The following is a 14637-nucleotide window of genomic DNA, read 5'->3' on the forward strand; positions in this document are numbered from 1 at the left end:
GTATGTTATTCAAATTATTTGTGAAAAAACTTGAAAGGGTCTTTGGCGGACTTTCGCCTGCTCGTCGCATTTTGTTAAGTTTCGCTGGAGTTATTTTTATAGGCTCTCTCCTTTTGAATTTGCCTCTTGTCCAGGCGAGTGGTTCGCAGGCTACTTATTTTGACCATCTCTTTACGACGGTTTCTATGGTCTGTGTAACTGGCCTTTTTACGCAACCAGTAGCTACTACCTATAATGTTTGGGGGCAGTTGATTTGTATGCTCTTGATACAGATTGGTGGTCTGGGGCTCATGACTTTTATCGGGATCTTTTATATTCAGGGGAAGCAAAAACTCAGTCTTCGCAGTCGTGAAACTATTCAGGAGAGTTTTAGTTATGGGGAGACTCGGTCGCTGAAGGCCTTTATGCGCTCCATCTTTTTGACGACTTTTCTGGTGGAGAGCTTGGGTGCCTTCCTGCTAAGTTTCCGTTTTATTCCTGAGTTCGGCTGGGGACGGGGCATTTTTACCTCTATCTTTTTAGCCATTTCAGCCTTTTGTAATGCTGGTTTTGATAATTTCGGCAGTAGCAGTTTAGTGGCTTTTCAGACGGATCCCTTGATCAATTTGGTCATTGCTGGCTTGATTATCACAGGTGGTCTCGGCTTTATGGTCTGGTTTGACTTGGCAACCCAGTTTGACAAGAAGAAAAAACGCCGTCTGCGTTTCCACACCAAGCTGGTTCTCTTCTTGACTGCAGGGATCTTGCTGTTTGGGACGGTATCCACACTCCTTACGGAATGGCACAATCCAGGGACTATTGGAAATCTCAGTGTTCCAGAGAAAGTGTTGGTCAGCTTTTTCCAAACCGTTAGCATGAGAACAGCTGGCTTTGCTTCTATTGACTATACCCAAGCTCGGCCTGTTACCTTGTTTATCTATACCCTGCAGATGTTTCTCGGTGGGGCGCCTGGAGGGACGGCTGGAGGGCTCAAGATTACGACTTTCTTTGTTTTGTTGGTCTTTGCTCGTAGTGAGTTGTTGGGCTTGCCTCATACCAATGTTGCACAGAGAACCATTGAGGCTCGCACAGTCCAAAAATCCTTTAGTGTCTTTATTATCTTTTTGATGACCTTCTTGTTGGGCTTGATGTTGTTGGGAATTACGGCAGAAGGAACACCGCAATTTATCTACCTCATGTTTGAGACCATTTCAGCCCTTGCGACAGTTGGGGTAACGGCAAATCTGACACCAGAATTGGGCAAGTTAGCTCTCAGCATTGTCATGGTGCTCATGTTTATTGGCCGTATCGGTCCCTTGACCTTGCTGGTTAGTCTAGCAGATTACCAGCCTGATAAGAAAGATTTGATTCAATATATGAAAGCAGATATTAGTATTGGATAAGAAAGGAAGAACGATGGCAGATCGTACGATTGGAATTTTAGGTTTGGGGATTTTCGGGAGTAGTGTCCTAACGGCCCTAGCCAAGCAAGATATGAATATCATTGCCATTGACGACCACGCAGAGCACATCAATCAATTTRAACCTGTTTTGGCGTGTGGAGTTGTAGGCGATATTACAGATGAGGAACTCCTCAGAACAGCAGGAATTGATACCTGTGATACGGTTGTAGTGGGGACAGGAGAAAACCTGGAGTCGAGTGTGCTTGCAGTCATGCATTGTAAAAGTTTGGGGGTGCCAAGGGTTATTGCCAAGGTCAAAAGCCAGACAGCCAAGAAGGTGCTGGAAAAAATTGGTGCCGACTCGGTGATCTCGCCAGAGTATGAAATGGGGCAGTCCCTAGCGCAGACCATTCTCTTTCATAACAATGTTGATGTCTTTCAGCTGGATGTAAATGTGTCTATCGTGGAGATGAAAGTTCCAAGTGTTTGGGCAGGTCAAAGTCTGAGCCAGCTAGATCTACGTGGCAAATACAATCTCAATGTCCTAGGATTTCGTGAACACGAAAATTCACCGCTGGATGTTCAATTTGGTCCCAATGATCTCTTGAAGGCAGATGTTTATATCTTGGCGGTCATTAATAATCAGTATCTAGATGACTTGGCAGAATTAAATTCGTAAGGAGGGGCACCCCTCTTTTTTGATGTCCTAGATAGCAAATAGAGAGAAACCTTTTTACCGACTGAAGCTAGAACTCCTTGTAGCCTAGTAAAAGTTCTTCAAAAACGGAACTTTATGGTAGAATAGAAAGAAGTGACAAGAGAGAGTAATATTCTTCGAAAATCTCTTTAAACCACGTCAACGTCGCCTTGCCGTAGGTATCATGGGTATAGGTAACTGACTTCGTCAGTTTTATTCACAACCTCAAAACCGTGCTTTGAGCAACTTGCGGCTAGTTTCCTAGTTTGCTCTTTGATTTTCATTGAGTATAAGAAGAAATCATTCCCTTAAAGGAGTAGATTATGAAGTTATTGTCTATCGCCATCCCTAGCTATAATGCAGCAGCCTATCTTCATTACTGTGTGGAGTCGCTAGTGATTGGTGGTGAGCAAGTTGAGATTTTGATTATCAATGATGGGTCTCAGGACCAGACTCAGGAAATGGCTGAGCGTTTAGTCAGCAAATATCCTAACATCGTTAGAGCCATCTATCAGGAAAATAAAGGCCATGGCGGTGCGGTCAATCGTGGCTTGGCAGAGGCTTCTGGACGATATTTTAAAGTAGTTGATAGTGATGACTGGGTGGATCCTCGTGCCTATTTAAAAATTCTTGAAACCTTGCAGGAACTTGAGAGTGATGATCAAGAGGTTGACGCCTTTGTGACTAATTTTGTCTATGAAAAGGAAGGACAGTCTCGTAAGAAGAGTATGAGTTACGAATCAGTCTTGCCTGTCCAGCAGATTTTTGGCTGGGACCAGATTGGAAATTTCTCAAGAGGCCAGTATATCATGATGCACTCGCTGATTTATCGGACAGATTTGTTGCGAGCGAGTCAGTTCCAACTGCCTGAGCATACCTTTTATGTCGATAATCTCTTTGTCTTTACCCCCCTTCAGCAGGTCAAGACCATGTACTATTTGCCTGTCGATTTCTATCGTTATTTGATTGGGCGTGAGGACCAGTCTGTCAATGAGCAAGTCATGATTAAGCGCATTGACCAGCAACTAAAGGTCAATCGACTCTTGGTAGACCAGCTTGATTTGTCCCAAGTGAGCCACCCCAAAATGCGAGAATATCTGTTGAATCATATTGAGATTACGACGGTGATTTCTAGTGCCCTGCTCAACCGAGCAGGAACAGCGGGGCATCTGGCAAAAAAACGGGAGCTGTGGACCTATATTCAGCAGGAAAATCCAGAGGTCTTTCAGGCTATCCGTAAGACCATGCTCAGCCGTTTGACCAAACATTCAGTCTTGCCAGCTCGCAAACTTTCCAATGTTGTTTATCAAATCACCAAGTCTGTTTATGGATTTAATTAATATAAGTATTTCATAAGATGGATTTAAGAAAAATTTTAACTTTTTCTTAATCCTTTTTAATTTTAGGAGATTATACTAGAGTCATCAAATAAAGAAAAACTCTAAGGAGAATCCTATGAAATTCAATCCAAATCAAAGATACACTCGTTGGTCTATTCGCCGTCTTAGTGTCGGTGTTGCCTCAGTTGTTGTGGCCAGTGGCTTCTTTGTCCTAGTTGGTCAACCAAGTTCGGTGCGTGCTGATATGGTCAATCCAACCCCTGCTCAAGTTGTGCCAGACGCACCTTCGGTGAGTGAAAAGAACGACTTACCAGCAGAGGTTCTCAAAAAAGCAGTCGATGTAGCTCTTCCTTCAGAACAGGCAGAATCAGCACCTAAAGCAAGCTTGGATGCTACAAGCTCTCCAGAAAAAGCAGATGCAGGTGCTAAAGACCCAGTAGTAGCACCAAAAGAAGAAGCGCAAGCAAAACCAGAATCTAAGAAAGAAACAGAAAATGCGGTTAAACCTGTGGAAAGTCCTGCAGCTACAGTTGCTGGACAAGACCGTGAAGCAAGTGAAGCGCAACCAGCAACTACTCCAGCTGAAGTGCAAAAAGGTGTGGCTGACAATACTAAAGACACAGTAGATGTCCCAGCTACTTACTTGGATAAAGCTAACTTCCCTGGACCGTTCACAGCTGGTGTTAACCAAGTTATTCCATACGAATTCTTCGCTGGTGACGGTATGTTGACTCGTCTGATCTTGAAGGCTTCAGACAAGGCTCCATGGTCAGACAATGGCTCAGCTAAAAATCCAGCCCTTCCACCAGTAGAGAAATTGGGCAAAGGCCTTTACTTCTATGAAGTAGACTTGGCAGGTACTCAAGGTAAATCAGATAAAGAACTACTTGACCTCTTGAAACAAAACGGCACTCAAAGCTATAAAGCTACCATCAAAGTGTACGGTGCCAAAGACGGCAAGGCTGATTTGAGCAATCTCGTAGCGACAAAAGATTTGGATGTCAACTTGAATGGCCTAACTACTCCAGCTGAAGTGCAAAAAGGTGTGGCTGACAATACTAAAGACACAGTAGATGTTCCAGCTGCTTACTTGGACAAAGCTAACTTCCCTGGTCCATTTACAGCTGGTGTCAACCAAGTCATTCCATACGAATTCTTCGCTGGTGACGGTATGTTAACTCGCCTTATCTTGAAAGCATCAGACAAAGCTCCATGGTCAGACAATGGCTCAGCTAAAAATCCAGCCCTTCCACCAGTAGAGAAATTGGGCAAAGGCCTCTACTTCTATGAAGTAGACTTGGCAGGCACTCAAGGTAAATCAGATAAAGAATTGCTTGATCTCTTGAAACAAAACGGCACTCACAGCTATAAAGCTACCATCAAAGTTTACGGTGCTAAAGATGGCAAGGCTGATTTGAGCAATCTCGTAGCGACTAAGGATTTGGATGTCAACTTAAACGGCTTGACTACCCCAGCTGAAGTGCAAAAAGGTGTGGCTGACAATACTAAAGACACAGTAGATGTTCCAGCTACTTACTTGGATAAAGCTAACTTCCCTGGACCATTTACAGCTGGTGTCAACCAAGTCATTCCATACGAATTCTTCGCTGGTGATGGTATGTTAACTCGCCTTATCTTGAAAGCATCAGACAAGGCTCCATGGTCAGACAACGGTTCAGCTAAAAACCCAGCCCTTCCACCAGTAGAGAAATTGGGCAAAGGCCTTTACTTCTATGAAGTAGATTTGGCAGGAACTCAAGGTAAATCAGATAAAGAACTACTTGACCTCTTGAAACAAAATGGTACTCAAAGCTATAAAGCTACCATCAAAGTGTACGGTGCCAAAGACGGCAAGGCTGATTTGAGCAATCTCGTAGCGACAAAAGATTTGACAGTGAACTTAAATGGACATCAGTCTCATACTCCGATGCAATCAGGTGTCGCCCCATCTTCTAATGGTTCAGCTATGCCGGCTCCAATGATGAATAGTCATCAAGATGCGTCTAAGATGAACGCTCAAATGCCTAGTGCCAATCAAGATGAGATGAAATCTAAAATGCCAGCTGCTAGTCAGGATAAGATGATGCCTAACAAAGAGCAGGATAAAACCATGAATGCTAGCCAGCCTATGGCAACACCAAGCATGAAACAAGATCAAGCTCCAGCAGCATCAAGCAAAATGTCTGATGGAGGCAAGATGGCATCTACTAACAAGGTGTCAACTCCAATGATGGCTGATCAAATGAAAGACCAAAAAGACATGCTTCCATATACTGGTGAAGCTCAAACATCAATGGCTACTATTGGATTCTTTGGATTAGCCTTGGCTGGACTGCTAGGTGGACTCGGTTTGAAAGCTAAAAAAGAGGAAAATGACTAGTCTAGTGACAGACTTTATATCTAGGATTTGAAAAATCCAGATATCGTTTAGAATGTTCGTAAAGAGATTAAAATAGTGTTATACTTAAAGCAGTATAGCACTGTTTTTTTCAAAGGAGATACAGATGGGAAAGACAATTTTACTCGTTGACGACGAGGTAGAAATCACAGATATTCATCAACGTTATCTGGTTCAGGCAGGATATCAGGTTTTGGTGGCCCATGATGGAGTAGAGGCCTTAGAAATCTTCAAGCGAAAACCAATTGATTTGATTATTACAGATATCATGATGCCTCGGATGGATGGTTATGATTTGATTAGCGAAGTTCAGTATCAATCTCCGGATCAGCCTTTTCTCTTTATCACGGCAAAGACCAGTGAGCAGGACAAGATTTACGGCCTAAGCCTAGGGGCAGATGATTTTATTGCCAAGCCCTTTAGTCCACGTGAGTTAGTTTTACGTGTCCACAATATCTTGCGTCGCCTTCATCGTGGAGGTGAGACAGAAGTCGTCAGTCTTGGGGATTTACGGATGAACCACAGTAGTCACGAGGTCCAAGTCGGAGATGTGGCGCTTGATTTGACCGTCAAATCCTTCGAACTTCTATGGCTTTTAGCTAGCAATCCAGAGCGAGTTTTCTCTAAGACAGACCTCTATGAAAAGGTCTGGCAGGAAGACTATGTGGATGATACCAATACTTTGAATGTTCATATTCATGCTCTGCGACAGGAGTTGGCTAAACATGCTAGTACAGAAACACCGAACATCAAAACCGTCTGGGGCTTGGGCTACAAAATTGAGAAAGCACGAGGTAGTTAATGAAATTAAAAAGTTATATTTTAGTGGGGTATATTATTTCAACACTCCTAACGATTATCGTGGTTTTTTGGGCTGTTCAAAAAATGCTGATTGCGAAAAGCGAGATTTACTTTTTACTTGGGATGACTATTGTTGCCAGCCTTGTCGGTGCTGGGATTAGTCTTTTTCTCTTGTCGCCGGTATTTACGTCGTTGGGCAAACTTAAGGAACATGCCAAGCGGGTAGCGGACAAGGATTTTCCTTCAAATCTGGAGGTTCAAGGCCCTATAGAATTTCAGCAATTAGGGCAAGCTTTCAATGAAATGTCCCATGATTTGCAGGCCACCTTTGATTCCTTGGAAGAAAGCGAACGAGAAAAGGGCTTGATGATTGCCCAGCTATCGCATGATATCAAGACTCCCATTACTTCGATTCAAGCGACAGTAGAAGGGATTTTGGATGGGGTTATCAAGGAAGGAGAACAGGATCATTATCTAGCAACCATTGGGCGTCAGGCGGAAAGACTCAATAAACTGGTTGAGGAGTTGAATTTTTTGACTCTAAATACAGCTAGAAATCAGGTCGAAACAACCAGCAAGGACAGTATTTTTCTGGACCAGCTCTTAATTGAGTGCATGAGTGAATTTCAGTTCTTGATTGAGCAGGAGGAGCGAGATGTCCATTTGCAGGTAATCCCAGAGTCTGCCCGGATTGAGGGAGATTATGCCAAGCTTTCTCGTATCTTGGTGAATCTGATCAATAACGCTTTTAAATACTCAGCACCAGGAACTAAATTAGAAGTGGTGGCTAAGCTGGAAAATAACCAGCTTTCAATCAGTGTGACCGATGAGGGGCAGGGCATTGCTTCAGAGGATTTGGAGAGTATTTTTAAACGTCTTTATCGTGTTGAAACTTCGCGTAATATGAAAACAGGTGGTCATGGCTTAGGACTTGCGATTGCGCGTGAATTGGCCCATCAATTAGGTGGAGAAATCACAGTCAGCAGTCAGTACGGTCTAGGAAGCACCTTTACCCTTGTCCTCAATCAAAATAAAGCTTAAAACCCCTTTACAAATCTAGCTATTCATGGTAGAATAAACTTTGTGTGAAATATCAGCAGGAAAGCATGAAGCTCGTCAACAGGTGTCTTATGATAAGTAACCTTGGCTGTTTAGGCGAAGGGCATCTGCACGAATCAGGGCTTTCTAAGTGACTATTTCCACCGAAATATTATTTATATCAGGAGGACATACACATGTCACGTTATACAGGACCATCTTGGAAACAAGCTCGTCGCCTTGGCCTTTCACTTACAGGTACAGGTAAAGAATTGGCACGTCGTAACTACGTACCAGGACAACACGGACCAAACAACCGTTCTAAATTGTCAGAATACGGTTTGCAATTGGCTGAAAAACAAAAACTTCGTTTCACTTACGGTGTAGGTGAAAAACAATTCCGTAACTTGTTCGTACAAGCTACTAAGATTAAAGAAGGAATCCTTGGTTTCAACTTCATGCTTCTTTTGGAACGTCGTTTGGATAACGTTGTTTACCGTCTTGGTCTTGCGACTACTCGTCGTCAAGCTCGTCAATTCGTAAACCACGGTCACATCCTTGTTGACGGAAAACGCGTTGATATCCCATCATACCGCGTAACTCCAGGTCAAGTGATCTCAGTTCGTGAGAAATCATTGAAGGTTCCAGCTATCCTTGAAGCAGTAGAAGCTACTCTTGGACGTCCAGCATTCGTATCATTCGACGCTGAAAAATTGGAAGGTTCATTGACTCGCTTGCCAGAACGCGACGAAATCAATCCAGAAATCAACGAAGCACTTGTCGTTGAATTCTACAATAAAATGCTTTAAGATAAGACTTTATATTGTAAGAAGCCTACAACAGTGGGCTTTTTGCTTTGTCTTAAAAACTATAGAACACTTCTTAACTGTGAAGGAGGATAAAAAAAGTTCCTTGCAAAATAAAATTGCAAGGAACTTTTGTTAATGGTTATGGGCAAGCCAGGCGGAATACTTTACCTCAAGCCAGAGAGCAAAAAGGAGATTGATGACGACGATGCCTGAACCGACCAGTGAAAATAGGAAAAATTCGCTGGTCGAAACTCGCCACAAATGCACGATGTCTGTAATCAAATAAGCACTGATAGGAAAACAAAGGATAGAAGTAATCAGAGCAGGGATATACTTGCGGAGAAAAATTGATTGTCCAATATGGAGCAAGAGATGAAGCGCAAAGGCTACAAATTCCCCTAACTAAACTAATTCGAACGCCCTAGATTGACTAAAATACGCTAATAAAGTGATGGATAAGACAATGATAAACTCCTCAAAAACAGCAAGGGCAAATCCTTCTGTTGTCATTTCTTTATGGATCTTGAGAATAATTGGAGCTTTTTGGGTCAGTAAGGTTTTGTTGAGACGGATCCAAGGGACAAGACCGATAATTTCTTCCATATCGTGAAAGATAAAGAGTGGAGGAAACATTCAAAGATAAAACGCCATAAATCTCTCCTGAAAAGTTATAGACTGCAAGCAAATAAAGCAAAAAACGCCCAGTAAGGCGTTTTGAGTTAGGTGTGCTTACTTAACTTCTGTAAACACAACATGTTTGCGAAGTTTTGGTGAGTATTTCTTCAATTGAAGACGGTCTGGAGTGTTACGTTTGTTTTTAGAAGTAAGGTACAAGCGTTCACCAGATTCTTTGTGTTCAAGTGTAATATTTACGCGCATGGTATCTCCCTTCTATTATTCAGCTGATGCAGCTTTAGCGATTTTACGTCCTTTGTAGTATCCTTTAAGTGATACACGGTGAGAACGTGAGTAATCTCCAGTAGTTTCGTCAAAGTTTACAGATGGAGCTGTTACTTTGTAGTGTGTACGACGTTTGTTTTTCTTCGCTTTTGAAGTGTGACGTGCAGGTACTGCCATTTTGATTTCTCCTTTAGGTATTTATATTCGATTCAATCTACTGATTTTCATCAACCATACTAGGATAACACATTTTTTTTGTAAAGTAAAGTTACTTGACAAAAAAAGATGAAAAAATTAGAAGGTCATTAACTAAATTAATCGAAATTTTCTGAAAATTCAAGAATTTTCTTCTGTTCATTGCTTTTAAAATGTGCTATAATAGTAAAAACTGAAATGGGAGGGAACAAATGACTGAATTGGATAAACGTCACCGCAGTAGCATTTATGACAGTATGGTAAAGTCACCAAACCGTGCCATGCTTCGTGCGACTGGTATGACAGATAAGGACTTTGAGACACCGATTGTGGGAGTGATTTCGACTTGGGCAGAAAATACGCCATGTAACATTCACTTACATGATTTTGGGAAATTAGCTAAAGAAGGTGTAAAATCAGCAGGTGCTTGGCCTGTGCAGTTTGGGACAATTACCGTAGCGGACGGGATTGCCATGGGAACGCCTGGTATGCGTTTTTCCCTAACATCTCGTGATATCATTGCGGACTCTATTGAAGCGGCGATGGGTGGTCACAACGTGGATGCCTTTGTCGCTATCGGTGGCTGTGACAAGAACATGCCTGGTTCTATGATTGCCATTGCCAATATGGATATCCCAGCTATTTTCGCCTATGGTGGAACTATTGCACCGGGAAATCTTGATGGCAAAGACATCGACTTGGTTTCTGTCTTTGAGGGTATCGGAAAATGGAACCACGGTGACATGACAGCTGAGGACGTAAAACGTCTTGAATGTAATGCCTGTCCTGGCCCTGGTGGCTGTGGTGGTATGTATACTGCTAATACCATGGCGACTGCTATTGAAGTTCTCGGTATGAGTTTGCCAGGATCTTCATCTCACCCAGCTGAATCAGCTGATAAGAAAGAAGATATCGAAGCAGCAGGACGAGCTGTTGTTAAGATGCTGGAGCTTGGTCTCAAACCATCAGATATCTTGACCCGTGAAGCCTTTGAAGATGCCATCACTGTAACTATGGCTCTCGGTGGTTCTACAAACGCCACTCTTCACTTGCTTGCCATTGCCCATGCTGCCAATGTTGACTTGTCACTTGAGGACTTCAACACGATTCAAGAGCGTGTGCCTCACTTGGCTGACTTGAAACCTTCTGGTCAGTATGTCTTCCAAGATCTCTACGAAGTCGGTGGTGTGCCTGCGGTTATGAGATATCTCTTGGCAAATGGTTTCCTTCACGGGGACCGTATCACATGTACTGGTAAGACTGTTGCTGAAAACTTGGCTGACTTTGCAGACCTCGCACCAGGTCAAAAAGTTATTATGCCACTTGAAAATCCAAAACGTGCGGATGGTCCGCTTATCATCTTGAACGGGAACCTTGCTCCTGACGGTGCGGTTGCCAAGGTATCAGGTGTTAAAGTGCGTCGCCACGTTGGACCAGCTAAGGTCTTTGACTCAGAAGAAGATGCTATCCAGGCTGTTCTGACAGATGAAATCGTTGATGGTGATGTTGTCGTTGTTCGTTTTGTTGGACCTAAGGGTGGTCCTGGTATGCCTGAGATGCTGTCACTTTCATCAATGATCGTCGGTAAAGGTCAAGGAGACAAGGTTGCCCTCTTGACAGATGGTCGTTTCTCTGGTGGTACTTATGGTCTGGTTGTTGGACATATCGCTCCTGAAGCTCAGGATGGTGGACCAATTGCCTACCTCCGTACAGGCGATATCGTTACAGTTGACCAAGATACCAAAGAAATTTCCATGGCCGTATCCGAAGAAGAACTTGAAAAACGCAAGGCAGAAACAACCTTGCCACCACTTTACAGCCGTGGTGTCCTCGGTAAATATGCCCATATCGTATCATCTGCTTCACGCGGAGCCGTGACAGACTTCTGGAATATGGACAAGTCAGGTAAAAAATAAACTCATACTCTTCGAAAATTAAATTCAAACCACGTCAACGTCGCCTTGCCGTAGGTATGATACTGACTTCGTCAGTTCTATCTGCAACCTCAAAACGGTGTTTTGAGCTGACTTCGTCAGTTCTATTTACAACCTCAAAGCAGTGCTTTGAGCAGCCTGCGGCTAGTTTCCTAGTTTGCTCTTTAATTTTCATTGAGTATCAAAAAGCAAGCCAACTTCGGCTTGCTTATTTTTATTTTCAAAAGTGCTTTGCCTGCTTAACGAGGCGGTAGTCCAAGGGCAATGCGGCCGTAGCGACTGATTCGTGTGATTTTCCAAGCAGGCGACCAAGTAACTTCAACCATGACATCTTCGATACCCTCGATTTGTTTCAGACTTGCCACGATTTCGATAGGCAGGCTTTCGGCACAATCACAGGCGGTGTCGGTGAAGGTCATGACAATCTTGCAGAGCCCAGTTTCATCCAGATTGATTTCATAAATCAGCCCTAGATTGTAAACATCCAATTCCACATCTGTATCAAAAACCTTCTCTAGTTTTTCGATAATTTGGTCTTTTAAGGCCAAAGCACGGTCATTGATTTTGATATCGTCTCTCATTACAGTCCCTCCACGTGATAAATATCCTCTATTTTCTCATAATTCTGACAATTTGGCAAGTTTTTGATGAATTTTCTGAAAAATATGATAAAATGAAGAAAATACGGAATCAGGGAGAAGTCTATGGAGCAGATTGGAAAAGTCTTTAGACAATTACGAGAGTCAAGAAATATCTCGCTGAGACAAGCAACTGGGGGACAATTTTCGCCGTCTATGTTGTCCCGCTTTGAAACAGGTCAGAGTGAGCTTTCGGTGGAAAAGTTTCTATTTGCGCTGGAAAATATATCTGCCAGTATGGAGGAAATCCTCTTTTTGGCGAGAGGTTTTCAGTATGACACAGATTCTGAGTTGAGAAAAGAAATCATAGATGTCTTGGATCCAAAGAATATAGCACCTCTTGAGGACTTGTATCGTAGGGAGTATCAAAAGCATGCCCATTCTCAAAACAAACAGAAACATATTTTAAATGCCATTATGATCAAGTCGTATATGAAGAGCATGGATGAAAGGGTAGAGTTAACAGCAGAGGAAGGGAAAGTTCTTCATGATTATTTGTTTTCTACCGAGATCTGGGGAATCTATGAACTCAATTTATTTTCAGTTAGTTCACCCTTCTTATCTATTTCTCTTTTTACTAGATATGTACGAGAAATGGTCCGAAAATCTGATTTTTTAATGGAGACGAAGGGAAATCGAAACATTTTTCACACTATACTATTGAATGGCTTTTTAGCTAGCATTGAGTGTGAAGAATTTACCAATGCCTCTTATTTTAAACGTGTTATCGAAGAGCATTTCTACGAGGAAAATGAGACCTATTTCCGAATTGTCTATTTATGGGCAGAGGGTCTCCTTGACAGCAAGCAAGGTAGAGTCAAGGAAGGTCAGAAAAAGATGGAGGATGCTGTCCGTATTTTTGAGATACTAGGCTGTAACAAATCTGCCGAATACTATAGAAAAATCCCCGATTGTTGAATATCTGCAAACCAAGAAAATGATTTGAAATTTTAAGCGATAGAACTCTTGACCTCTCTTAGGTCACTAGAGAAGTTCTATCGTTTTTTTGCTCATTTTGTGTGTTGCATATATTCAAAATCTCTTCCTCTAAAATTTCTAAGTGCTATACTATAGCCATACTTCATATAGAACTTATACTCTTCGAAAATCTCTTCAAGCCACGTCAGCTTTATCCCCAATATCAAAACAGTGTTTTGAGCAACCTGCGGCTAGTTTCCTAGTTTGCTCTTTGATTTTCATTGAGTATTCGAACAAGAAGGGAGATTATCTATGAAACTATTACTTAGAAATCAAGCTTATCGACTCTTGACTTTGTCACGCTTCTTCAATGCTTTTGGTGCTTCGATTTTCAACCTGGTCTTTATCGTCTATGCATCGACCCTGCCACAGGCCTCGTTTGCTGTTGCTATGGCGAATATTGTCATGATTATTCCGACTCTCTTTACAGTTTTTGTAGGGATTCGGGCAGATTACACGAGGGACAAGGTCAAATGGATGGTCTATAGCGGTTTGTTTCAGGCGGTTTTATTTTTTCTGGCAGCCCTAGTTGTTCAGCAAGCTAGTCTCTTTGCCTTTTCTAGCCTGTGTTTGATCAATGTCATTAGTGATGTCATCAGTGACTTTGCAGGTGGCTTGCGCATGCCTCTTATTAAGGAAAAAGTAGCTGAAGATGATCTGATGGAGGCTTATTCTTTTTCTCAATTCATCACCTATATTTCAGCTATTGGTGGTCAAGCTTTTGGAGTTTGGCTCTTAGGTCTATCGGTCAACAATTTTTCTCTCGTTGCGGGAATCAATGCCTGCTTTTTCCTTGTATCAGCCTCTATTCTCTTTTTAGGAAAAAGCAAATTGAGCCTGTCAATTTCATCTGCTGCTGGTGAATCACTAAAAAATGAGAAGCCTTCTATCAAAGACCAATTTCTAACAATTTACCGAAATTTACGCCTCGTTTTTCTTAAAAGTGGACAGAAAAACTTTGGTTTTATGCTCTTTGCTGTCTTGCTGATCAATGCCTTGGGTGGCGCTTTGGGTGGAATTTATAATATCTTCTTTTTGAGCCATTCTCTCTTGCATTTTTCTTACACAGAGGCATTATTTATCAGTCAATTCTGTGCTTTAGTAGCAGTCATCATCAGTAGTCTTACGGGAAATGATTATTTTGGGAAGCAGTCCCTGCCTAGATTGATGATGTGGGCGACTGTAGGACTCAGTCTAGTTGGTCTGGCTAACGTATTCAATCAAGTCGTGCTTGGTTTGCTATTTCTCTTTTTAACTTTGTATGTGTCTGGTAAAGTTTCACCAAAGATTAGTGCCATGCTCCTGAAAAATCTAGCTCCAGAGGTTCTAGCTCGTACCAGTAATTTTTTAGGTTTATTGTTTACCTTATCTGTACCTGTGGGAACAGCCTGTTTTTCACTAGTAGCTGTATGGAATATAGAGTTGACTTGGATGCTATTTGTTGGTCTTTCCTTGCTAGCTATTTTTTTGACAGTTCTTAATCTCAAAAATGATATTTGAATCCTAATTTTTTTCTCGCTGTTTTAA

13 protein-coding genes and 1 pseudogene are annotated in these 14637 nt (G+C 42.2%); 10 read left to right on the forward strand and 4 right to left on the reverse strand.

Annotation, left to right across the window (positions count from 1 at the left end; all coding sequences use genetic code 11):
- Positions 1-2 precede the first annotated feature (2 nt).
- The 7 genes from D2908_RS07950 (at position 3) to rpsD (ending at position 8465) form a co-directional block, all read left to right on the forward strand.
- Complete coding sequence (locus tag D2908_RS07950; RefSeq protein WP_117306173.1) at positions 3-1382, forward strand: potassium transporter TrkG; 1380 nt, start codon at positions 3-5, stop codon at positions 1380-1382.
- Between the two features lie 13 nt (positions 1383-1395).
- A complete protein-coding gene (locus D2908_RS07955; RefSeq protein ID WP_117306175.1) occupies positions 1396-2061 on the forward strand; it encodes a TrkA family potassium uptake protein in 666 nt (221 codons plus the stop codon).
- A 341-nt stretch (positions 2062-2402) separates the two neighbouring features.
- The gene (locus tag D2908_RS07965; protein ID WP_117306177.1) at positions 2403-3419 is read left to right on the forward strand and encodes a glycosyltransferase family 2 protein; all 1017 of its coding nucleotides are present in this window, start codon (positions 2403-2405) and stop codon (positions 3417-3419) included.
- A 115-nt stretch (positions 3420-3534) separates the two neighbouring features.
- On the forward strand, positions 3535-5799 hold the full coding sequence (locus tag D2908_RS07970; RefSeq protein WP_117306179.1) for a fibronectin-binding SSURE repeat-containing protein: 2265 nt from the start codon (positions 3535-3537) through the stop codon (positions 5797-5799).
- A gap of 124 nt (positions 5800-5923) precedes the next feature.
- On the forward strand, positions 5924-6619 hold the full coding sequence (locus D2908_RS07975; RefSeq protein WP_117306180.1) for a response regulator transcription factor: 696 nt from the start codon (positions 5924-5926) through the stop codon (positions 6617-6619).
- Positions 6619-7659: a HAMP domain-containing sensor histidine kinase gene (locus tag D2908_RS07980; RefSeq protein WP_117306182.1), complete on the forward strand. Its 1041-nt coding sequence runs from the start codon at positions 6619-6621 to the stop codon at positions 7657-7659. The genes D2908_RS07975 and D2908_RS07980 overlap by 1 nt, the downstream gene beginning before the upstream one ends.
- 194 nt (positions 7660-7853) lie before the next feature.
- The gene (rpsD, locus tag D2908_RS07985) at positions 7854-8465 is read left to right on the forward strand and encodes a 30S ribosomal protein S4 (protein ID WP_008810013.1); all 612 of its coding nucleotides are present in this window, start codon (positions 7854-7856) and stop codon (positions 8463-8465) included.
- A 132-nt stretch (positions 8466-8597) separates the two neighbouring features.
- On the opposite strand, the pseudogene D2908_RS07990 reads toward rpsD, so the two are convergent.
- The 3 genes and pseudogenes from D2908_RS07990 to rpmF form a co-directional block, all read right to left on the reverse strand.
- A pseudogene (locus tag D2908_RS07990) lies at positions 8598-9098 on the reverse strand (HXXEE domain-containing protein).
- A gap of 96 nt (positions 9099-9194) precedes the next feature.
- On the reverse strand, positions 9195-9344 hold the full coding sequence (gene rpmG, locus D2908_RS07995) for a 50S ribosomal protein L33 (RefSeq protein ID WP_001265622.1): 150 nt from the start codon (positions 9342-9344) through the stop codon (positions 9195-9197).
- Between the two features lie 15 nt (positions 9345-9359).
- Entirely contained in the window at positions 9360-9542 is a 183-nt protein-coding gene (rpmF, locus tag D2908_RS08000; protein ID WP_117306184.1) for a 50S ribosomal protein L32, read from the reverse strand.
- A 230-nt stretch (positions 9543-9772) separates the two neighbouring features.
- Between rpmF and ilvD the strand changes: the two genes are divergently transcribed.
- Positions 9773-11476, forward strand: coding sequence for a dihydroxy-acid dehydratase (gene ilvD, locus D2908_RS08005; RefSeq protein WP_117306186.1), 1704 nt, complete (start codon positions 9773-9775; stop codon positions 11474-11476).
- 257 nt (positions 11477-11733) lie between these two features.
- Here ilvD and D2908_RS08015 read toward each other — a convergent pair whose 3' ends face one another.
- Positions 11734-12075: a metal-sulfur cluster assembly factor gene (locus tag D2908_RS08015; protein ID WP_117306188.1), complete on the reverse strand. Its 342-nt coding sequence runs from the start codon at positions 12073-12075 to the stop codon at positions 11734-11736.
- Between the two features lie 123 nt (positions 12076-12198).
- Between D2908_RS08015 and D2908_RS08025 the strand changes: the two genes are divergently transcribed.
- Together D2908_RS08025 and D2908_RS08035 are read left to right on the forward strand one after the other, a co-directional pair.
- A complete protein-coding gene (locus D2908_RS08025; protein ID WP_117306190.1) occupies positions 12199-13050 on the forward strand; it encodes an Rgg/GadR/MutR family transcriptional regulator in 852 nt (283 codons plus the stop codon).
- 312 nt (positions 13051-13362) lie between these two features.
- Positions 13363-14610 carry a transporter gene (locus D2908_RS08035; RefSeq protein WP_117306192.1) on the forward strand — a complete coding sequence of 416 codons (1248 nt, stop codon included), beginning with the start codon at positions 13363-13365 and terminating at the stop codon, positions 14608-14610.
- The last annotated feature ends 27 nt before the right edge of the window (positions 14611-14637 follow it).

Origin of the sequence: Streptococcus sp. LQJ-218 (assembly GCF_003428885.1) — a bacterium.
Lineage (GTDB): Bacteria > Bacillota > Bacilli > Lactobacillales > Streptococcaceae > Streptococcus.